General features: G+C 56.9%; 16 protein-coding genes and 3 tRNA genes. 13 read left to right on the plus strand and 6 right to left on the minus strand.

The window, feature by feature from the left end:
* Nucleotides 1-99: 99 nt before the first annotated feature.
* A complete protein-coding gene (locus GSF67_RS04775; RefSeq protein ID WP_006312737.1) occupies nucleotides 100-936 on the minus strand; it encodes an EamA family transporter in 837 nt (278 codons plus the stop codon).
* Nucleotides 937-1,839: 903 nt separating this feature from the next.
* Between GSF67_RS04775 and GSF67_RS04780 the strand changes: the two genes are divergently transcribed.
* The 4 genes from GSF67_RS04780 to GSF67_RS04795 all read left to right on the plus strand — a co-directional run bounded on the left by GSF67_RS04780 (nucleotide 1,840) and on the right by GSF67_RS04795 (nucleotide 4,887).
* Complete coding sequence (locus GSF67_RS04780) at nucleotides 1,840-2,274, plus strand: CoA-binding protein (protein WP_006312735.1); 435 nt, start codon at nucleotides 1,840-1,842, stop codon at nucleotides 2,272-2,274.
* 73 nt (nucleotides 2,275-2,347) lie between these two features.
* Nucleotides 2,348-3,631 carry an O-acetylhomoserine aminocarboxypropyltransferase gene (locus GSF67_RS04785; RefSeq protein WP_006312734.1) on the plus strand — a complete coding sequence of 428 codons (1,284 nt, stop codon included), beginning with the start codon at nucleotides 2,348-2,350 and terminating at the stop codon, nucleotides 3,629-3,631.
* A 223-nt stretch (nucleotides 3,632-3,854) separates the two neighbouring features.
* Nucleotides 3,855-4,370: a hypothetical protein gene (locus GSF67_RS04790; protein WP_006312733.1), complete on the plus strand. Its 516-nt coding sequence runs from the start codon at nucleotides 3,855-3,857 to the stop codon at nucleotides 4,368-4,370.
* 175 nt (nucleotides 4,371-4,545) lie between these two features.
* Nucleotides 4,546-4,887 (plus strand): cupin domain-containing protein, encoded by a 342-nt coding sequence (locus GSF67_RS04795; RefSeq protein WP_006312732.1) that lies wholly within the window; start codon nucleotides 4,546-4,548, stop codon nucleotides 4,885-4,887.
* A 23-nt stretch (nucleotides 4,888-4,910) separates the two neighbouring features.
* Here the strand turns inward: GSF67_RS04795 and GSF67_RS04800 are convergent, their stop codons facing one another.
* Complete coding sequence (locus tag GSF67_RS04800) at nucleotides 4,911-5,225, minus strand: transcriptional regulator (protein ID WP_006312731.1); 315 nt, start codon at nucleotides 5,223-5,225, stop codon at nucleotides 4,911-4,913.
* Between the two features lie 90 nt (nucleotides 5,226-5,315).
* Here GSF67_RS04800 and GSF67_RS04805 point away from each other — a divergent pair, with 90 nt between their 5' ends.
* Nucleotides 5,316-6,086 (plus strand): SDR family NAD(P)-dependent oxidoreductase, encoded by a 771-nt coding sequence (locus tag GSF67_RS04805; RefSeq protein WP_006312730.1) that lies wholly within the window; start codon nucleotides 5,316-5,318, stop codon nucleotides 6,084-6,086.
* Nucleotides 6,087-6,109: 23 nt separating this feature from the next.
* Here GSF67_RS04805 and GSF67_RS04810 read toward each other — a convergent pair whose 3' ends face one another.
* Complete coding sequence (locus tag GSF67_RS04810) at nucleotides 6,110-7,357, minus strand: cytochrome P450 (RefSeq protein WP_006312729.1); 1,248 nt, start codon at nucleotides 7,355-7,357, stop codon at nucleotides 6,110-6,112.
* An 89-nt stretch (nucleotides 7,358-7,446) separates the two neighbouring features.
* Complete coding sequence (locus GSF67_RS04815) at nucleotides 7,447-8,694, minus strand: diguanylate cyclase (protein WP_006312728.1); 1,248 nt, start codon at nucleotides 8,692-8,694, stop codon at nucleotides 7,447-7,449.
* Between the two features lie 451 nt (nucleotides 8,695-9,145).
* On the opposite strand from GSF67_RS04815, the gene clpP reads away from it, so the two are divergent.
* The 5 genes from clpP (at nucleotide 9,146) to GSF67_RS04840 (ending at nucleotide 17,285) form a co-directional block, all read left to right on the plus strand.
* A complete protein-coding gene (gene clpP, locus GSF67_RS04820) occupies nucleotides 9,146-9,778 on the plus strand; it encodes an ATP-dependent Clp endopeptidase proteolytic subunit ClpP (protein ID WP_003496491.1) in 633 nt (210 codons plus the stop codon).
* 291 nt (nucleotides 9,779-10,069) lie between these two features.
* Nucleotides 10,070-11,347 (plus strand): ATP-dependent Clp protease ATP-binding subunit ClpX, encoded by a 1,278-nt coding sequence (clpX, locus tag GSF67_RS04825; protein WP_006312723.1) that lies wholly within the window; start codon nucleotides 10,070-10,072, stop codon nucleotides 11,345-11,347.
* A gap of 413 nt (nucleotides 11,348-11,760) precedes the next feature.
* The gene (gene lon, locus GSF67_RS04830; RefSeq protein ID WP_006312722.1) at nucleotides 11,761-14,178 is read left to right on the plus strand and encodes an endopeptidase La; all 2,418 of its coding nucleotides are present in this window, start codon (nucleotides 11,761-11,763) and stop codon (nucleotides 14,176-14,178) included.
* A 289-nt stretch (nucleotides 14,179-14,467) separates the two neighbouring features.
* Nucleotides 14,468-14,743 carry a DNA-binding protein HupB gene (gene hupB / locus GSF67_RS04835; RefSeq protein ID WP_006312721.1) on the plus strand — a complete coding sequence of 92 codons (276 nt, stop codon included), beginning with the start codon at nucleotides 14,468-14,470 and terminating at the stop codon, nucleotides 14,741-14,743.
* Nucleotides 14,744-15,086: 343 nt separating this feature from the next.
* Nucleotides 15,087-17,285 carry an esterase-like activity of phytase family protein gene (locus GSF67_RS04840; protein WP_006312720.1) on the plus strand — a complete coding sequence of 733 codons (2,199 nt, stop codon included), beginning with the start codon at nucleotides 15,087-15,089 and terminating at the stop codon, nucleotides 17,283-17,285.
* 143 nt (nucleotides 17,286-17,428) lie between these two features.
* On the opposite strand, the gene GSF67_RS04845 is transcribed toward GSF67_RS04840, so the two are convergent.
* On the minus strand, nucleotides 17,429-18,259 hold the full coding sequence (locus tag GSF67_RS04845; protein WP_006312719.1) for a hypothetical protein: 831 nt from the start codon (nucleotides 18,257-18,259) through the stop codon (nucleotides 17,429-17,431).
* A gap of 688 nt (nucleotides 18,260-18,947) precedes the next feature.
* Nucleotides 18,948-19,023: transfer RNA gene (locus tag GSF67_RS04850), tRNA-Val, on the minus strand.
* A 17-nt stretch (nucleotides 19,024-19,040) separates the two neighbouring features.
* Between GSF67_RS04850 and GSF67_RS04855 the strand changes: the two genes are divergently transcribed.
* The 3 genes from GSF67_RS04855 (at nucleotide 19,041) to GSF67_RS04865 (ending at nucleotide 19,664) form a co-directional block, all read left to right on the plus strand.
* The gene (locus tag GSF67_RS04855; RefSeq protein WP_006312716.1) at nucleotides 19,041-19,382 is read left to right on the plus strand and encodes a hypothetical protein; all 342 of its coding nucleotides are present in this window, start codon (nucleotides 19,041-19,043) and stop codon (nucleotides 19,380-19,382) included.
* A gap of 87 nt (nucleotides 19,383-19,469) precedes the next feature.
* Nucleotides 19,470-19,546 (plus strand) — tRNA-Asp (locus tag GSF67_RS04860).
* A gap of 41 nt (nucleotides 19,547-19,587) precedes the next feature.
* Nucleotides 19,588-19,664, plus strand: a tRNA-Asp gene (locus tag GSF67_RS04865).
* Nucleotides 19,665-19,796: the final 132 nt, after the last annotated feature.

Here is a 19,796-nt window from a genome sequence, read left to right on the forward strand (position 1 = left end):
AAGCGTCAATATGACTGATTTCGCTGACCGTAAAAATAAATAAATAAAAACAGCATGTTAGATATGTGGTATTATTTTACCCCATCAAGTTGACCCTTTTTAGCCGAGCCGCATCACCAGAACACCCGCTGCAATGATACCGCCGGCGAGATAACGCCAAATGCTGGCGCGTTCCTTCAGGATGACGACGGAGATCACCAGCGCAAAGAGAATGGAGGTTTCCCGGAGTGCAGCGACGACGGCGACGGGAGCCTTGGTCATGGCATAGAGCGCCAGACCGTAGGACAGAATGGAGCCGCCGCCGCCAATCAGGCCGCGCCACCAGTTGCGTTGCACATGCCGCGCGACCGGGCCGACGCCACGCTGGTAAAAGGCAAAACCGAACAGCAGCACCGGCGGCAGAAGCGACATCCACAGCGTATAGGAGATCGCATTGCCGGAAAGCCGGGCGCCGACACCATCGACGAAGGTGTAGGAGGCGATCACGAAGGCATTGAGAAGAGCGACCAGGATCGCCTTTCCGCCGCCGCGCCGCGCTTCGAAAGCCAGCGTCAGGATGCCGCCGGAAATGACGGCGATGCCGGCGAGTGCGAGCGGGCTTAACGCCTCGCTGAGGAACAGGCTGCTCGTTGCGGCAACGATCAAAGGCGCCACACCGCGCATGACGGGATAAACGAGGCCGATATCGCCGATCGTATAGGCGGCGGCGACAAGGCGGAAATAGGCGAATTGCAGAACCGCCGAGGCAATCAGAAAAGGAATGGCCACCGGCGCGGGAAAGGGCAGGAAAGGCAGAAAGGGCAAGGAGCAGGCCGCAGCCCCTGCCGCAATCAGCGAGGCGTCCAGCGATTTGTCGGATCCGGATTTGACCAGCGCATTCCATCCGGCATGCAGCACCGCGCCCAGGAGCACCAGAAGAAGAATGTCAAATGTCACGATAGAGACTCGCTCGCCGGCTAATTTGGGCAACCTATACCATTGGTTTGCAAACCGGAATCGATTTCCCGCGGGCAACAAGCCTTTTCCGATTGCCCATGCACACGATTTTCGACCGCGCGAACCATGCGAGTGGGATGCGTCTGCTGCAGATATTGCTACACGCGTAAAATTTGCGCTTTGTTCATGTCGTCGGAAGGCGGAATGATTTTGCGCGGGCTCGATGCAGGGTTCTGCTCAGGATTTCATCTGTCGGGCGCGGGCACCAGTGCTGGATGCACGGCTCGTCGTTCCGTCAAGGGGTGCATTTTGGGCCGGAAGCATGAACTGTTTCACTAAATGTTCCCGCTGATCCTCTATGAGTATTTGAGCGAAGGTGTATCAATTCGCAGATGACATCTTTGAAAATAAATTTCACAGATTCATATAATGACTAACTATAACGTTGCAGATCGGTATATTGATTGGTTTACGACATAACTTCTTGAAAATTAGATATGTCTAATTCAACTGCGAACGGAATGAAAACAAACAGGAGACGAACGGCGCATGAATTGCACGTCAATGTTGTTTGCGCCGATATCCAGGCCTGTCTCCACCGCTTTTAAAAACTGGACAGAAATAGTCAATAAAATCCGAATTCCCGTGTTTGGTGAAATCATTTTGCGTGGACAAAAAGCGACCGCTGCAGGACGATGAACTTTCCGTGGCAGCGATTTTTGGCCGGGCAGGGGTTCAAGAGAACGGAGAGGCTTCCTAGATGGGAAGGGTGGGCGCAATCGCCGGCGTCAGGGATGTGTTCGCGAAATCATGCAGGAGACGCTATCCTGGCGGGGCTTTCGGATGGCGAACTTGCGCTGGCATTCTTCAAACCAGGTGACGTTCCAGAAGGGATAAGTTGACATGCAGCATGATACTTACGAGCCCGACTATCTCAGAAAAATTCTGACTGACGTCAAAACCATCGCCCTGCTCGGTGCTTCACCCAATCCCGACAGGCCGAGCCACGGCGTGATGCGCTTTCTGCTGTCCAAGGGGTATCGCGTGTTTCCGGTCAATCCCGGCCAGGCGGGCAAGGAGATATTAGGGCAGAAGGTCTATGCCAGGCTTGCCGATATCCCTGAGGCGATCGACATGATCGATGTTTTCCGCGCGCCGGAATATTTGTCGGCCATTGTCGAAGAGGCGATATTGCTGCCCGACCGACCATCGGTGATCTGGGGCCAGCTTTCGGTTCGTGACGACAATGCCGCCGCCAAGGCGGAAGCCTATGGCATGGACGTGGTGATGGACCGTTGCCCGGCAATTGAGTATCCGCGTCTCAATATTGCGCGATAGTTGGTACGGATTGCACTTATCATTTGACGCCAAGGCATTATGATCCCTCCAAAATTCCAATGGAGGAAACATAATGTCGAGCAACAATCCCGGATTTTCGACGTTGGCCGTTCACGCCGGTGCGCAGCCTGATCCGACCACCGGCGCGCGCGCGACGCCGATTTATCAGACGACGGCCTATGCTTTCCGCGATGCCGATCACGCCGCCGCTTTGTTCGGATTGAAAGAGTTCGGCAATATCTACACCCGCATCATGAACCCCACCCAGGCAGTTCTGGAGGAGCGCGTGGCGGCGCTCGAAGGCGGCACGGCGGCGCTCGCTGTCGCTTCCGGTCACGCAGCACAATTGCTGGTTTTCCATACGCTCATGCAATCCGGTGATAATTTCGTCGCGGCCCGCCAGCTTTATGGCGGCTCGATCAACCAGTTCGGCCACGCCTTCAAGGGTTTCGACTGGCAGGTGCGCTGGGCGGACGCGGCAGACCCGGCGAGCTTCGAGGCGCAGATCAATGAGCGCACGCGCGCCATCTTCATCGAAAGCCTCGCCAATCCCGGCGGCACCTTCGTCGATATTGCCGCGATTGCCGATGTCGCCCATCGTCACGGCCTGCCGCTTATCGTCGACAATACCATGGCGAGCCCCTATCTGCTGCGGCCGCTGGAACACGGCGCTGACATCGTGCTGCATTCGCTGACGAAATTCCTTGGCGGACACGGCAATTCCATGGGTGGCATCATTGTCGATGGCGGCACCTTCGACTGGTCGGCGACAGACAGATTTCCGGCGCTGTCGCAGCCGCGGCCGGAATATTCCGGCGTCCTGTTGCACCAGACCTTCGGCAATTTCGCCTTTGCCATCGCCTGCCGCGTTCTGGGATTGCGTGATCTCGGCCCGGCAATCTCGCCCTTCAACGCCTTCCTTATCCTGACCGGCATCGAGACGCTGCCGCTGCGCGTTCAGCGCCATTCCGACAATGCACTCGCCGTCGCGAAATGGCTGAAGGCACATCCAAAGGTCGGCTGGGTGCATTATGCGGGCCTGGAGGACAGCGACAACCACGCCATCCAGCAGCATTATTCGCCGAAGGGGGCGGGCTCCGTCTTTACCTTCGGCGTCAAGGGCGGTTATGCCGCCGGCAAGGCGCTGGTGGAGGGGCTGCAGCTTTTCTCCCATCTGGCCAATATCGGCGATACGCGCTCGCTCGTCATCCATCCGGCCTCCACCACCCACGCCCAGCTGACACCGGAACAGCAGACGGCAGCCGGCGCCGGGCCAGACGTGGTGCGCCTGTCGATCGGCATCGAAGACGTCAAGGACATCATCGCCGATCTCGAACAGTCATTTGCCAAGGTGTGAGGAGTTTCGTCACGCACGTCTACCCGCGTGACGGCCGACTTGTAACCACGCAGCCGCCGGAAAGCCCCTTGAAAACAAGGTGTTTTCGGCAGCTGCGACCGTGCTCTTCCTGTTCATTATGATTGCGAAATTGGCGGGAAATTGAGGTTGCGCATAGTCGCTTCAAGCGCCGAATCCGCCTAAGACAGACGCTCTCGCATTCCCATCACGAAAGACGTGCAATATGGAAAACCGAACCGGACTGCTTCGAATTGTCAGCTTTTTCCTTGCGTTCGGAATTGCTGCTATGGCCGACGTGCCGGGCATTGCCCCGGTCCCGAAGGCGCAGGCCGAGGCGGAATATCTCCCGACCCAGCAGGATTTTGTCGGGAAATGGAAGCTCACCGGTGCGACCAGCCGCCCGCCGCGGGATATGAAGACGGCGCCAACGGCCCAGCAGGAAGCGGACGCCACGCAGTTTCAGGAAACGGTAACGACTTTTTACTCCGCCTTCGACTATCTGGAGATCACGGCGGACGGACGTTACAATTTCCATCAAGCCGGTGATCCACCGTCCGCCGCATGCGTCTGGTGCGGGACATGGTCGTTTAATAAGAGTTCCTTATGGCTCAAGCTGGATACCGCGCCGAGGCTCGATATCTATGCGAAGGGCGGCGATATGCAGATGACCTACACCGCCGAACCCGACAAGAAGTCGAAATACAAATGGCTGGTGTTTGGCTGGACCAAGATGGAGTAAGCCGCATCTTTTCCCGGCTGCGATAGCCCGCCGGGGCAAGGGATGCCAGGCAAGCATTCATCGTTGTCAAGTTGAAAAGCAATTTTAAGTTGTATATTGGGTTGAAGCCGTTTGACGAAGCGCTCACAATCGCGCAAAGCTATGGGACCAACCACATCTGACGGACCGGGATACCATGACGAATTTTCTGTCTTTTGATGATGTCACCGCAGTGGAGCACGGCGCACCCGCGCCGGAAAGACTGATTTCCGGTGATCCCAGATTCACGACATGGAATCTCGAAGAGGCTTCCGGTGGTATCTATGCCGGCATCTGGCAGTCCACGCCTGGAAAATGGCGGGTGGTCTATGATGAATGGGAATATTTCAGCATTCTCGAAGGCCATTCCATCCTGACCGAAGACGGCGGCGCACCGCGCGATCTGAGGCCGGGTGACAGGGTGGTCCTGCGCCCGGGCTTCACCGGCACCTGGGAAGTTTTGGAAACCACGCGGAAGGATTACGTCATCCGGCTTTGAGGCGGGATGACTGTTTGAAGCTGCTATTGCCCATCGAATTTGAGAATTGATGGAAGGAGCCCGGGAAAGCGGGCTTCCATATCCTCGAGACGGACGACGCTGATATTTTCGACGCCCTGTTTGTGGGTGCGGATCAATCCGGCCTCACGCAGAATTCGCATATGGCTGGAGAGGGTTGAGCGCGGCATATCCTGACAGGGCGCTGCCGCGCCGCAATTTTGCCCGGACTCGGACCCCCATAATTTGCGGATGATGCCCATTCGTGCCGGCTCGCCGAGGGCAGCCAGCACGGCCGTGAGCGATATGTCCTCGCGAGCGGGATGAAAAAACTGAACCATGGCTCGGCTCTAGCATATGGATTGACACGCTTCAATATTTCAATAAAACCGAAATACCGAATTACGGTTATTCGGAAATTTAGATATTTTATGGAGTTTTTAATGTCTGGAATATTCAGCGGGCAAGTGGTCGTCGTCACGGGCGGATCGACCGGCATCGGCTTTTCAGTCGCCAAATTGTTTCTGGAAGGTGGGGCGTCTACGGTCTATGTGACGGGCCGCAATTCGGCCAATCTCGATGCCGCTGTCGCCAAACTTGGGAAGGGGGCAATCGGCTTCGTTTCCGACGTTGCGAAGCTCTCCGACCTGGAGCAGCTCAAGAGCCGCTTAGAAGCAGACGGGCGGAAAGTGGATGTACTGGTCGCCAACGCCGGCATCGCGGAGAATAACGATCTTGGCGAGACCCACGAGGCACTTTACGACCGGATCTTCGATATCAACGTGAAGGGCGTATTCTACACGGTGCAGACTTTGTTGCCCGTGCTGCGCGACGGCGGTTCGATCGTATTGACGGGGTCGATCGTCGGCAACAAGGGCATGGAAAGGCTGAGTGCTTACAATGCCTCGAAAGCGGCGGTTCGGTCATTCGCCCGCAGCTTTGCCAATGACCTGAAGGGGCGTGGCATCCGCGTCAATACGGTCAGCCCGGGTGTTACCCGCACGCCGATCATGGAAAATGGACTGAAGATGGACGATGAAAAGATCGCCGGTTTCAAGGCCTATCTGAAGGATGCGGCACCGATCGGCCGGATGGCCGACCCCGACGAAATTGCCGAGGCGGTGCTGTTTCTGGCGTCTTCCAAGGCCAGCTATATTACCGGTGTGGAACTTTCCGTCGATGGTGGGCTGGCGCAGATCTAAAGGCGAAGCTTCGTTACCCCGATCTACCACGCCAGATCGAGCCGCTCCAGACCATGGAAATGATAGACGTCCTTCACCTTGGGCGGCTCGGCAATCTTCAGGCCCGGCAGACGTTTGAAAAGCAGGGGCAGGGCGAGATTAAGCTCCAGTCTTGCAAGCGGCGCGCCGATGCAGAAATGGATGCCGGCGCCGAAGGAGACGTTGGCGCCCTCGTTCCGATCCGGCTGGAAGGCCAGAGGATCGGAAAATTTCGCCGGATCGAGGTTGGCAGCGGCCAGGATGAGACTGACTTTATCGCCACGCTTGAACTGCACGCCGTCGATCTCGACCGGTTCGAGAACCCAGCGCTGGAAGATGTGGACCGGCGCGCAGATGCGAAGCGTTTCCTCGACCGTGCGTTCCGTGGCGGTCTCGTCATGGAACAGGGTCTCGGGGTCGAGGCCGCTTTCCAGAATGATGCGCACGGAATTACCGATCTGGTGCACCGTCGCCTCATGACCGGCATTCAACAACACGATGGTGGTGGAGACCAGCTCGTCGTCTGTCAGGTATTGGCCCTTGTGCTCCGTATGGATCATGTGGCTCAGCAGATCGTCCTTGGGCTCCGCACGCCGCTCGGCGATGACGCTGCGCACATAATCTGAAAATTCCTGCGCGGCCTTGTCGGCCAGAAGCTCGTCTTCGGGCGTGCGCTTGAACATGTACATGCCGACATAGGCATGCGACCACTTCAAAAGCTGTGGCCCCATCTCTTCGGGAATGCCGATCATGCGGGCGATCATCGTCACCGGAATGATGTCGGCATACGAGGAGAGCAGCTCCGTCTCGCCATTCGCTTCAAAGGCCTCGATCAGGCGGTTGGCGAGTTCCTCGATTTCCGGCTTCATCTTGTCGACATGCCGCGAAACGAACGCGCGGTTGATCAGCGTGCGCAGCCGCGTGTGCTCCGGCGGCTCCAGCTCCAGGAGCGAATGCTGCTCGGCCAGGTCGAAATGCTTCACATGCTCAAGCGGCTCCGGCAAGCCGATCTCTTCACGACTTGCGACATGCAATATCTGCCGCCCGAACCGGCGATCGCGCAGCAGGGTGCTGACATGGTCATAGGAGGTGAAAAACCATTGCCGCTGCTCTTCCCAGTAGAAGGTGGGACATTGCGCGTGCAGGGCGGCATAAACCGGGTTCGGATCGTTGTAGAAGGCCGGATCTCGGGCATCAAGGGAAACGCGGCGGGTGGCGGGGTCGATTTTGAGAAAGGGAAATGTCGCTGTCATGCTGATGGTTTAGTCCGCGTGTGGTGCTTTGAAAAGGGCGGGAAATGGCCAGTGCGTTCGCCGTCATCTGTCGCTGTACGGTGACATCCTCACCGGCTGGCGATGGCGGATATCCGGTTCAGCGCCGCGACCTGCCGGTCTGCATTGTTGTCCATCGGGTTTTCGTCCCGGTCCGGGGCGGGCACGACGACATTGGCCGAATTCACATGGATGACGGTCCGGTTGCGCCCCGCTTTCTTGGCGGCATAAAGTGCGCGGTCGGCCTCGGTCATCATCACGCTCAGGTCGGCGTCCTTGATCATTGCTTCGGAAATGCCGACGCTGGTCGTCACCTTGATGGCTTCGTTGCGTGCGGTGATCTTCGAGAGGCGCAGATTGCTACGGATGGCCTCCGCAAGTGTGACGGTGCTGGACGGGCTCTCGACTTCGGCCACCAGCGCAAATTCCTCGCCGCCCATCCGGACGAAAAGGCCGCGCTCGCCGATCACGCGTTGTGCGATATTGCAGAAATGCACAAGCACGGCATCGCCGGACTGATGTCCGTATCTGTCATTGATCTTCTTGAAATGGTCGATGTCGAAGAGAACCAGCGCCACGTAGCGGTCGGAGCCGTGCGAGCGCTTCTTGATGCGGTCGAACTCCTCCAGCAGACCGCGCCGGTTGAGGACACCGGTCAGATGATCGGTCATAGCGAGCCGGTGAAGGCGGATTTCCGTGTCTTCCATGATGATCTTGGCGCTGATCATGATGATGGCGGTGAAGCCGAGCATGCCGGAAATGGAGAGCGCCGAGGTCATGGGGATGGCGTTGGGAATCGCGGCATTGGCCGGGATGACGATGGAGGCGACGATCGCTCCGGCAAAGGCCTGCAGGATCAGGATCGTGGCCAGCACCTTTCGGCTGCGTGAAGCACGTGCCCTGCTGCCCAGAAGCACGCCGGCGAGCATGAAATATCCCGTGGCCGCGCTGGCATGATAAAGGAGGATGCGAGCGACCATGTCTTCAGGCACTGATGGCACGAACATTCCGGCGATCCACAATAGCGCCGGAATGGCGATCCAGCCGCCGAGTTTGCGCTGCTCCAGAGATAGCAGGCCCGCGAGCCAGAAACCGAAGGCGGAAAGTGCAAGCGTATTGCCGACCTGAATGGACAGAAAACTCGAAATATCCCCGCGAAGCGCCACCATGACGGTACCGAATCCTGTGGCGAGGAAACCGGCTGCGAAATAGAGATTATGCCGGCGCGAAGGGCGGTGCAGCCACAGCGTTCCCAAAAGCACGGCAAGGGTGAACGTCTCCGCCGCCCACAGTAGCGTGCTCGTCTTTGCATCCAGCATTGCAAAATCCTATCTGCGCCATCATGCGGTAAAAGCGGGACCTTTCGCACGAGGTGCGTTATGCCCGCTGGAATTGTTGAGCTGCCATTTCGCCCGGAAGGGCCCATTCCCTGACGGGAACCGGAAATTCGCCGGGCAATATCAGCAGCAAATACCTAACGAGTTCTTGCCGGTGAGAAGTTATATCTGTGCATGGCAGGCAATTTTTGCCGTCGTTGCCCGGCATAGTAAAAAAATGGTGGCGGCAGGTGAAAGGGCCTCGGCAGGCCTCGTCCGGTTCAAAACCCTTGCCACGCCGGGCTCGACGGCCTGCAAACGCTGTTGAGCCGTTAAGGATATGCGGCTTCGTGTCTTGAAGTGCGGGGCAGGGACACTCTATGTAGGGAGAATGAAGGTTAGAAGTGATTCCGGAGCGGTTATCCGCGAAGGGCAGAGTTGACAAAGGACGGACATGAAAAATCCAGTTGATACCGCCATGGCTCTGGTGCCGATGGTCGTTGAGCAGACCAATCGCGGCGAACGCTCCTACGACATATTTTCCCGTCTTCTCAAGGAACGCATCATTTTCCTCACCGGACCGGTGGAAGACCAGATGGCCTCGCTCGTCTGCGCGCAGCTGCTTTTCCTCGAGGCTGAAAACCCGAAGAAGGAAATCGCGCTTTACATCAATTCGCCGGGTGGCGTCGTGACCGCCGGCATGGCGATCTACGATACGATGCAGTTCATCCGCCCCGCGGTTTCGACGCTGTGCGTCGGTCAGGCCGCATCGATGGGTTCGCTGCTTCTGGCCGCCGGTGAAAAGGGCATGCGTTTCGCCACCCCGAACGCCCGCATCATGGTGCACCAGCCTTCCGGCGGTTTCCAGGGGCAGGCTTCGGATATCGAACGTCACGCTCGTGACATCATCAAGATGAAGCGTCGCCTCAATGAAGTCTACGTGAAGCACACCGGCCGCACGCTCGAAGAGGTTGAAAAAACCCTTGATCGCGACCATTTCATGGATGCAGACGAGGCGAAGGACTGGGGCGTGATCGACAAGATCCTGACCTCGCGCCAGGAAATGGAAGGCGCCGCCGCGAATTGAGGCGCGCCGCTCTCTGACGTTTGTTTGACCCCGCAAAAGTAATTTCGGGGCTTTCAACCGCAACAGAAAGCGATATTAGTATATATAAAGGCTATGTTGAGTTTTTATGACGTAGCCTTGTTTGATGGGGAATTCGTTGCAGCCGGTGGTCAGCTCATGTATCTGATACCGGTTAGTACCCCGGGAAACGAGGCGGATACGGCGATGCACCCCAAGGCGAGCCGTATCGGCGGGCGGTAAGTTGACCGCGATCCGTTTGGCGGACCTGCGGCGTGCTGGAAGGAAAGTGATATGAGCAAAGTCAGCGGCAGCAACGGCGGCGACTCTAAGAATACACTCTATTGTTCATTCTGCGGCAAGAGCCAGCACGAAGTCCGGAAACTCATTGCCGGACCGACGGTATTCATCTGCGATGAATGCGTCGAATTGTGCATGGACATCATCCGCGAGGAGAACAAGACGTCGATGGTGAAGTCGCGTGAGGGTGTTCCCACCCCGCAGGACATCATCAAGATCCTCGACGAATATGTCATCGGTCAGAAGCAGGCGAAGAAAATCCTGTCGGTGGCCGTTCACAACCATTACAAGCGCCTCGCGCACGCCTCCAAGAACGGCGATGTCGAGCTTGCGAAGTCGAACATCATGCTCGTGGGTCCGACGGGTTGCGGCAAGACTTATCTTGCCCAGACGCTCGCCCGCATCATCGACGTTCCCTTCACCATGGCAGACGCAACGACGCTGACCGAAGCCGGTTATGTCGGCGAGGACGTGGAAAACATCATCCTGAAGCTGTTGCAGGCTGCGGATTACAATGTCGAGCGCGCCCAGCGCGGCATCGTCTATATCGACGAAGTCGACAAGATTTCCCGCAAGTCGGACAACCCGTCCATCACGCGTGACGTGTCGGGCGAGGGCGTTCAGCAGGCGCTTCTGAAGATCATGGAAGGTACGGTCGCTTCCGTTCCGCCGCAGGGCGGTCGCAAGCATCCGCAGCAGGAATTCCTGCAGGTGGATACGACCAACATTCTGTTCATCTGCGGCGGCGCGTTTGCCGGCCTCGACAAGATCATCTCGGCCCGTGGTGAAAAGACCTCGATCGGCTTCGGTGCGACCGTCAAGGCGGAAGACGACCGTCGTGTGGGCGAGGTGCTGCGCGAGCTGGAGCCGGAAGATTTGGTGAAGTTCGGTCTTATTCCGGAATTCATCGGCCGTCTGCCCGTTCTCGCGACGCTGGAAGACCTTGATGAAGATGCGCTGATCCAGATTCTGTCTGAGCCGAAGAATGCGCTGGTCAAGCAGTATCAGCGCCTGTTCGAGATGGAAGATGTGGAGCTGACATTCCACGAGGACGCGCTGCGCGAGATTGCCCGCCGGGCGATCACCCGCAAGACGGGTGCCCGCGGTCTGCGCTCGATCATGGAAAAGATCCTTCTGGATACCATGTTCGAACTGCCGACGCTGGAAGGCGTACGCGAAGTGGTGATCTCCAACGATGTCGTCAGCGGCGTCGCTCGTCCGCTCTACATCTATGCGGATCGTCAGGAAGAAAAGGCCAACGTTTCGGCCTGATCGGCTGATCCGCCGCGTTGACGAATTTCGAAGGCCCGCATCCGTGCGGGCCTTTTTTATTATGTCCGGTTGCGAAACTTGCGCCTAACTTGGCGTTATCCGATTTTGCGTTTGGAGCGGATTGCGCTTTGCTGATAAAGTCTTACAACTGATTTGCAGCGCGATATGACGGAAATGTGAATTACCGTCGGCGACCCGGTTCCTGGCCTTCAAGGATAACCGGAAATGTCGGGAGTATAGCCGGCGCTGGGTTTTGTTGAATTTCACGGTTCTGCCGGTGGGCGGGACCGTCTCTTCCGGCGACTTGAAATCGGTGTTTCGAAACTCCACTTTCAGTCTCGAGAAATGAATGTGCCGGATGCCCCCAAGATGTCCGGCAAAGTGTCCCGAAAGGGACCAGGAAAGGAAATGATATGACGAACATCACGTCTGCGGCATCTGGCGGTACCTATCCGGTACTTCCCCTGCGCGACATTGTCGTTTTCCCGCATATGATCGTTCCCCTGTTCGTCGGGCGGGAAAAATCCATTCGTGCGCTCGAGGAAGTCATGGGCTCGGACAAGCAGATCATGCTTGTCACCCAGATCAACGCCAGCGATGACGATCCGGCTCCCGAGGCCATCCACAAGGTTGGCACGGTCGCCAATGTGCTGCAGCTTCTGAAGCTTCCTGATGGCACCGTGAAGGTGCTGGTGGAAGGCAAGGGCCGCGCCCAGATCGACAGCTATACCGGCCGCGAGGATTTCTACGAAGCCTCCGCTACACCGCTGCAGGAACCCGCTGAAGATCCGGTCGAGATCGAGGCGCTGTCGCGTTCGGTCGTTTCGGAATTCGAGAGCTATGTGAAGCTCAACAAGAAGATTTCGCCCGAGGTTGTCGGCGCTGCCGGTCAGATCGACGATTATTCGAAGCTTGCCGATACGGTTGCTTCGCACCTGTCGATCAAGATCACCGAAAAGCAGGAAATGCTTGAAACCGTCAGCGTGAAGCAGCGGCTTGAAAAGGCGCTCGGCTTCATGGAAGGCGAAATTTCCGTGCTTCAGGTCGAAAAGCGCATCCGCTCGCGCGTCAAGCGCCAGATGGAGAAGACCCAGCGCGAATATTACCTGAACGAGCAGATGAAGGCGATCCAGAAGGAACTCGGCGACGGCGAAGACGGCCGTGACGAGATGGCCGAACTGGAAGAGCGCATCGCCAAGACCAAGCTTTCCAAGGAGGCCAAGGAAAAGGCCGACGCGGAAATGAAGAAACTGCGCCAGATGAGCCCGATGTCCGCCGAAGCGACCGTCGTGCGCAACTATCTGGACTGGTTGCTTGGCCTGCCCTGGGGCAAGAAGTCGAAGATCAAGACCGATCTCAATGCCGCCGAGACGATCCTCGATCAGGATCACTTCGGTCTGGACAAGGTCAAGGAACGAATCGTCGAGTATCTGGCGGTCCAGGCGCGCGCTACCAAGATTCGCGGACCTATCCTGTGCCTCGTTGGTCCTCCCGGCGTCGGCAAGACCTCGCTCGCCAAGTCGATCGCCAAGGCGACCGGCCGCGAATATGTGCGTATGGCGCTCGGTGGCGTGCGTGACGAAGCGGAAATCCGTGGTCACCGTCGCACCTATATCGGCTCCATGCCGGGCAAGATTGTCCAGTCGATGAAGAAGGCCAAGAAGGCGAACCCGCTCTTCCTGCTCGATGAAATCGACAAGATGGGCATGGATTTCCGTGGCGACCCGTCATCTGCGCTTCTGGAGGTTCTCGATCCGGAACAGAACTCCACCTTCATGGACCACTACCTTGAAGTGGAGTACGACCTGTCCGACGTGATGTTCGTGACCACGGCCAACACGCTGAACATTCCGGGTCCCCTGATGGACCGTATGGAAGTGATCCGCATCGCCGGCTACACCGAAGACGAAAAGCGCGAAATCGCCAAGCGTCATCTGTTGCCAAAGGCGATCAAGGAACATGCCCTGCGTCCGGAAGAGTTCTCGGTCAGCGACGATGCCCTGATGGCCATCAGCCAGCAGTACACCCGTGAAGCCGGTGTTCGTAATTTTGAACGCGAACTGATGAAGCTTGCCCGCAAGGCGGTGACCGAGATCATCAAGGGTAAATCCACGTCGGTTGCGGTCACCGCTGCAAACATCGAGGATTATCTGGGCATTCCGCGGTTCCGACACGGCGAGGCCGAACGCGAGGATCAGGTTGGTGTCGTCACCGGTCTGGCGTGGACGGAAGTCGGCGGTGAGCTGCTCACCATCGAAGGCGTGATGATGCCGGGCAAGGGCCGCATGACGGTCACCGGCAACCTCAAGGAAGTGATGAAGGAATCCATTTCCGCGGCGGCATCCTATGTCCGTTCGCGCGCCGTGGACTTCGGCATCGAACCGCCGCGCTTCGACAAGAGCGACATCCACGTCCACGTTCCAGAAGGGGCAACCCCGAAGGACGGTCCGTCCGCCGGTGTTGCCATGGCAACCGCCATCGTCTCCATCATGACCGGTATTCCGGTCTCGAAGGATGTGGCGATGACGGGCGAGATCACACTTCGTGGTCGCGTGCTGCCGATCGGCGGCCTGAAGGAAAAGCTGCTTGCGGCTCTGCGCGGCGGCATCAAGAAGGTGCTGATTCCGGAAGAAAATGCCAAGGATCTGGCGGAGATTCCGGACAATGTGAAGAACGAGATGGAAATCATTCCGGTGTCGCGCATGGGCGAGGTTATCAAGCACGCCCTTATTCGCCAGCCGGAACCCATCGAGTGGGATGGCAGCATCGAGACGCCTGTTATTGCAACGGTCGAAGGTGTCGACGACGGCAACCAGACGATCGCGCATTGATGGTGCGCATCGTCGCGGGGGCGAGAATCGCCTTTCGCGATGGGCAGTGCATAGAATCAATGCGTTAGGTGTCAGAGCGCGTGCGCGGCGCTCAGCTCCGCGCAACTGATGCCAAATTGGCACGAATATGTGGAAGGCCGGCAGAAATGTCGGCCTTTTTTGTGAAAAAAATCTCAGACCCCTTGTTTTTCAGGCGATTCCAGCGCTTTTGAGTTGCTGTGCGCGGATGCGAATGTATTCTGCGCCGGCTTAATTTTAGTCGTTTCAAACCATTGAAAGGGGTGGAAACATGAACAAGAACGAGCTCGTCTCTGCTGTTGCCGAAAAGGCTGGTCTCACGAAGGCAGATGCTGCTTCCGCTGTTGATGCCGTATTCGAAACCGTACAGGGCGAACTGAAGAACGGTGGCGACATCCGTCTCGCCGGCTTCGGCAGCTTCTCCGTAAGCCGTCGTGAAGCCTCCAAGGGCCGTAACCCTTCCACGGGTGCTGAAGTCGATATCCCGGCTCGCAACGTGCCGAAGTTCTCCGCAGGCAAGGGCCTGAAGGACGCCGTCAACTCGTAAGGTTTCCGGAAAGTTGCGATGTCCGGCGGCGGGCATGCGGCTTTTTCAGGCTCACGAGGAAACATGTTTTGACGCGCTCATGCCATTATCAGGTGTGAGGTGGCCTTCGAAAGCTCTTTCGGGCGGCCCGGTTTCACCCCGTATGGTGTGGATTGAAAGTCTCGAGGCGCCTGTGTAGCTTCCATTCGGACACACGGCGTTTCGAAAAGCGGAATGTGCGCATAAACACGAAAGCCCGGCCTCCATGGCCGGGCTTTTTGATTCCCCGCCATGAAATGTCATGCCACTGTCATGTCTTTGACGCAGAAGCCATGGGGTGTTTCTGGATCCAAGGGGGATTAAAATGGCGTTCCGATTTTCTCATGTGGCTTTGACCGCGGCATTGCTCACATCCGCTGCCTTTCCGGCCGCTGCCGAACCGGTTTTCAACCGCATCGCGTCTTTCCCGGTAGCGAAGAACCTGCCTGCGGACCAGGACGCCAAGTCCGTCACCTCGGCTGAAATTGTCACCGCCAGTGAAGATGGCAAGACGCTGATCTATTCGGACAGCCCGCTTGGCGGCATCGGTTTCATCGACATCACCGACGCAAAAGCCCCGAAGGCCGGCGGCGCATTGCTGCTGCAGGGCGAGCCGACCTCGGTTGCCGTTGCCGGTGCGAAGGTTCTGGCCGGCGTCAACACGTCGGAAAACCGTGCCAAGCCCTCGGGTAAGCTGGTAACGGTCGATATCGCCACCAAGAAGATCGAAGCGAGCTGTGATCTCGGCGGCCAGCCCGATTCCGTTGCCGTTTCTCCAGACAAGACCTTTGTCGCCATCGCGATCGAAAATGAACGTGATGAAGAAGTGAATGAAGGCGCGCTGCCGCAGATGCCGGCCGGTTATCTGGTAACGGTTGGCCTGAAAGACGGCGCGGCCGATTGCGCGACGCTAAAGAAGATCGACGTCACCGGTCTTTCTGAAATTTCCCCTGAGGATCCGGAGCCGGAATTCGTCTCGATCAATGCCAATGGCGAGATCGCTCTCACGATGCAGGAGAACAACCATATCGTCATCATCGACGGCAAGACCAGCACGGTGAAGACGCATTTCTCCGCCGGCACCGTCAATCTGGAAGGCATCGACACCAAGACCGATGGCCAGCTGAAGTTCACCGACAAGCAGGAAGGCCGCAAGCGCGAGCCGGATGCCGTGAAGTGGCTGGATAATGACCGTATCGTCATCGCCAATGAGGGAGACTGGCAAGGCGGTTCGCGCGGCTTCACCATTTTCGACAAGACCGGCAAGCTTCTTTATGAAGCCGGTGCTTCGCTCGAGCAAGCGGTTGCGGCTATCGGCCACTATCCGGAAAAGCGCTCCAAGGCCAAGGGCATCGAGCCTGAAGGTCTGGAGGCAGCAACCTTCGATGGCCAGAAGTACTTCTTCGTTCTTGCCGAGCGCGCCTCGGTCGTTGCCGTTTACAAGGATACCGGCGCGGAGCCGCAGCTGACGCAGCTTCTGCCTTCGGGCATTTCGCCGGAAGGTGCAGTTGCCATTCCCTCGCGCAACCTTCTCGTCACGGCCAACGAGGCCGATCTGGCCGAGGGTGGCGGTGCTCGCTCGCATGTCATGCTCTATGAACGTGCCGAAGGCCAGGCGGCCTATCCGCAGCTCGTCTCCGCCACCGTCGATGGTGCGCCGATCGGCTGGGGTGCTCTTTCGGGTCTGGTTGGCGATGCCGAAAAGCCAGGCATTCTCTACGCCGTGTCCGACTCGGTCTATGGCAACCAGCCGTCGATCTATACCATCGACGCCACCAAGAAGCCCGCCGCCATCACCAGCGTCCTGCGGGTGAGGCGTGACGGCATCGCGGCCCAGAAGCTCGATATCGAAGGCATTACGCTCGACGGCAAGGGCGGCTTCTGGCTCGCCTCGGAAGGCGACAGCGCCAAGCTCGTCCCGCACGCGCTTTACAACGTCAACGCCAAGGGTGAAATCAAGGCCGAGATCGCGCTGCCTAAGGAACTGCTTGCCGGTGATACCCGCTTCGGTTTCGAAGGCGTGACCATGGTCGGCAAGGGCGATGATGCCACGCTGTGGATGGCCGTGCAGCGCGAATGGGGCACGGATGAGAAGGGCTTCGTGAAGCTCGTCTCCTATAATCCGAAGTCCAAGGAGTGGGGCGCCGTGCGCTACCCGCTCGACAAGACCGAGGCCGGCTGGGTCGGCCTTTCTGAAATCACCGCGCAGGGCGATAATGTCTATATCGTCGAACGCGACAACCAGATCGGCGACAAGGCCAAGATCAAGAAGCTCTACCGCGTCGCGATCGCCGACCTGAAGCCGGGCAAGATCGGTGGCGAGCTGCCGCTGGTGGCCAAGCAGGAAGCGCATGACTTCCTGCCCGATCTCAAGGCGCAGACGAACGGTTACGTCGTCGACAAGCTGGAGGGCTTCACGTTCGACAAGGCGGGAACTGCCTACGCCGTGACCGACAATGACGGTGTGGACGATTCTTCCGGCGAGACGCTGTTCTTCACCGTCAATCTGAAGGCGATCAACTGATCGTGCTGAATGGCGTAACAAATGAGAAAAGCCGGGCAATGCCCGGCTTTTTTGTGAGAAGAAGAAAGCAAAGATTGTAAGATGCGATATTGCCAATGAGGCCGGAGCGACTGCAGTATGCGGATTGCTCTGCGCTGCAACCACTAGCGCACTTGAATATGAATGTGATCATCGTGGCGTGCCGCGCGGCACCCCTGAAAACGTAGATGTGTGTCGGCGACGCCAAGTTTGTTCCTGATGTGAGGTTCCAGGAAGACCTTCTCCAATCCAAAACCGTTCACTCCCTCGGTCGTTAACCAACGCAGGGCGGAAGTGGTTCGCCGTTCTTCCAACTCATATTTGGGAAAAACTGGTTGTATCGCGTCAAAATCCCATCGTGTCGTCAACCAGTCGTTCCGGCCCTTACATGGCTGTTCGTCACTTGCCGCTGGTTGTTCGAATGCGAAGTAGCCGACAGGGGAGCGTGTTTTGCCATTCAAAAACTTGCCGCCAGCGTCTCTATAGTAAAAAGCGAGGTCGAGTTTTTTACCATCATCGTGGGAAAGATGCGGGAGAAGCGGGAACCCATCTACAAAAGGAAAATTTGCATCCAGAGCGATAGTCAAGGTCCCTGGATATTCGCGGTCAATGTCCTCAGCTAATGCGATCGCCAGCTTGCGTGTCTGCGGCGTCGTATAATTGCGGTTCAAAGCGCAATATATGGGTGAAGCAACAACAAGGCGGTCGTTGGAGCTGGCGAAACAGGAAAGTGGAAACCGCCCGAAGAGGGGCGCTATCATGCTTGATACAAAAGACACGACGCTGTAGAAAAGCATAAAGACAAAAAATGTTACCAAGAAAGTACGAATTCTCAGTAAGAATATCAGTGTAATAGATAAGATGTATGCTAGTCCACCGATTTGGGTAATTGCTGTTAGTATTAATATGATTATTAGATGAATTACTATATTTATTCTTTTGTATATATTATTCATTTAGAAATCCGTATTTGTTTGTGAATTTAATAAAATCAGTTTTTATTAAATTTACTATATTTATAACGGATTTTTATTAAAAAGTGGGCGATTCCGTCGCCGGGCACTGGCGCACGCTGCAACTATTTGAACCCTTGCAGCGTGCTGTTCGTATAAGAGTACCCGGCCTGCCTCCTGAAATGAAAAGGGACGGAAGCTATCGACGTGCGTACAATATCAGGCGCTCGACGTAAGCCGTTTCAGCTATCGCCCCATGGAGTTTTTGCTTTTGGGAGTATTGTCTTTTTCCGAGTCCTGCTGAACCCAGCGGAAAAAAATATAAACAGGCAGCGCAATAAGCGCGAGTGTCACAAACGCGTCGATCATGGTTTCATCCATTATTTCTACCGCTCATCATGAAACGGCTCGAAAACAATGCCTGAAATCTGTTTAAAAAGTCTGAATCTGCTTATTTTTCGGTATGTTGCGGGATGATACAGGGACTGGGAGAAGCTGTCGGAATCTGAAACAGGAGTGCCGATTTGGCATAGGAATAATCGCGAAACGATTCCACCCGTCTAAAACACAGCCCCGACCTTGGTTGATGAGTGGGGCAGCGGGCGATTCCCCCGCGAAGAATTTACGGGAAATAGAAATCGCTTCCGAACGATATTCGGTTTCAAGTATAAGAATTTGATGGGCTTGGGAATGGTGGGCGATGAGAGACTCGAACTCCCGACATCCTCGGTGTAAACGAGGCGCTCTACCAACTGAGCTAATCGCCCTTCGCGTCTTCCGGATCATGTCCGCCGCGTCGGTGGCCGTGATGTATGCGGATCGGAAAAAAACCGCAAGAGCTTTTGTGAAGTTTTTTTTGTTTTTTTTCCGGACAACTTTTCCCGTCGCGAAAGGCGAGGGGCAAAAAGCCGGGAACTGCGGGCTTTTTGGCAAAATCAGATCTCGGCGACGCCCTTACGGCTTTGGAGAAAACCTGCGCTGGAGGCCTGCGGCTGTGGACAAGTTTTTTGTTTTCGTTGGGAAAAGCCCGGAAAACAGGGGCTTTGCAGCAATCGTGTTTAAAGGTCTTCCGGTTTTTCCCGATCAAAATGAAGAAGCTTATTCTTTTGTCGTGAAACCTGCTTGACACCCCCGCACGAACGCCGTAGTTAGCCGCTCAACGAACAGCCGAGGCTGGTTCGTACGGCGGGACAAGCTCCTGTCGTCAGGATAAGCGGGTGTAGCTCAGTTGGTTAGAGTGCCGGCCTGTCACGCCGGAGGTCGCGGGTTCGAGCCCCGTCACTCGCGCCATCCTGTTCCTCGGAAAATACGCAGACGAATGTCTGTGGAGCGCGGGTGTAGCTCAGTCGGTTAGAGTGCCGGCCTGTCACGCCGGAGGTCGCGGGTTCGAGCCCCGTCACTCGCGCCATTTCTCTCTCATGAAATGTCTCCAAAAAACGAAGCAGACGCCTCGAGCGCCCACTTTGGTGTCGGTGTTTCTGGTGGCTGATTCCAGCCTTAATATGCGCGTTTTTTCCTGCATTTTACAGTCAAGTTTCGA

This window comes from Agrobacterium sp. CGMCC 11546 (genome assembly GCF_013365515.1).
GTDB lineage: Bacteria > Pseudomonadota > Alphaproteobacteria > Rhizobiales > Rhizobiaceae > Agrobacterium > Agrobacterium fabrum.

What these genes read in the sequence shown, in the direction of transcription:
- GSF67_RS04840 (WP_006312720.1), top strand. Translation starts at nt 15,087, where the DNA reads ATGGCGTTCCGATTTTCTCATGTGGCTTTGACCGCGGCATTGCTCACA.
- GSF67_RS04780 (WP_006312735.1), top strand. Translation starts at nt 1,840, where the DNA reads ATGCAGCATGATACTTACGAGCCCGACTATCTCAGAAAAATTCTGACT.
- GSF67_RS04785 (WP_006312734.1), top strand. Translation starts at nt 2,348, where the DNA reads ATGTCGAGCAACAATCCCGGATTTTCGACGTTGGCCGTTCACGCCGGT.
- clpX (WP_006312723.1), top strand. Translation starts at nt 10,070, where the DNA reads ATGAGCAAAGTCAGCGGCAGCAACGGCGGCGACTCTAAGAATACACTC.
- GSF67_RS04815 (WP_006312728.1), bottom strand. Translation starts at nt 8,694, where the DNA reads ATGCTGGATGCAAAGACGAGCACGCTACTGTGGGCGGCGGAGACGTTC.
- GSF67_RS04855 (WP_006312716.1), top strand. Translation starts at nt 19,041, where the DNA reads ATGTCCGCCGCGTCGGTGGCCGTGATGTATGCGGATCGGAAAAAAACC.
- GSF67_RS04845 (WP_006312719.1), bottom strand. Translation starts at nt 18,259, where the DNA reads ATGAATAATATATACAAAAGAATAAATATAGTAATTCATCTAATAATC.
- hupB (WP_006312721.1), top strand. Translation starts at nt 14,468, where the DNA reads ATGAACAAGAACGAGCTCGTCTCTGCTGTTGCCGAAAAGGCTGGTCTC.
- GSF67_RS04790 (WP_006312733.1), top strand. Translation starts at nt 3,855, where the DNA reads ATGGAAAACCGAACCGGACTGCTTCGAATTGTCAGCTTTTTCCTTGCG.
- GSF67_RS04805 (WP_006312730.1), top strand. Translation starts at nt 5,316, where the DNA reads ATGGAGTTTTTAATGTCTGGAATATTCAGCGGGCAAGTGGTCGTCGTC.
- GSF67_RS04795 (WP_006312732.1), top strand. Translation starts at nt 4,546, where the DNA reads ATGACGAATTTTCTGTCTTTTGATGATGTCACCGCAGTGGAGCACGGC.
- GSF67_RS04800 (WP_006312731.1), bottom strand. Translation starts at nt 5,225, where the DNA reads ATGGTTCAGTTTTTTCATCCCGCTCGCGAGGACATATCGCTCACGGCC.
- GSF67_RS04810 (WP_006312729.1), bottom strand. Translation starts at nt 7,357, where the DNA reads ATGACAGCGACATTTCCCTTTCTCAAAATCGACCCCGCCACCCGCCGC.
- clpP (WP_003496491.1), top strand. Translation starts at nt 9,146, where the DNA reads ATGAAAAATCCAGTTGATACCGCCATGGCTCTGGTGCCGATGGTCGTT.
- lon (WP_006312722.1), top strand. Translation starts at nt 11,761, where the DNA reads ATGACGAACATCACGTCTGCGGCATCTGGCGGTACCTATCCGGTACTT.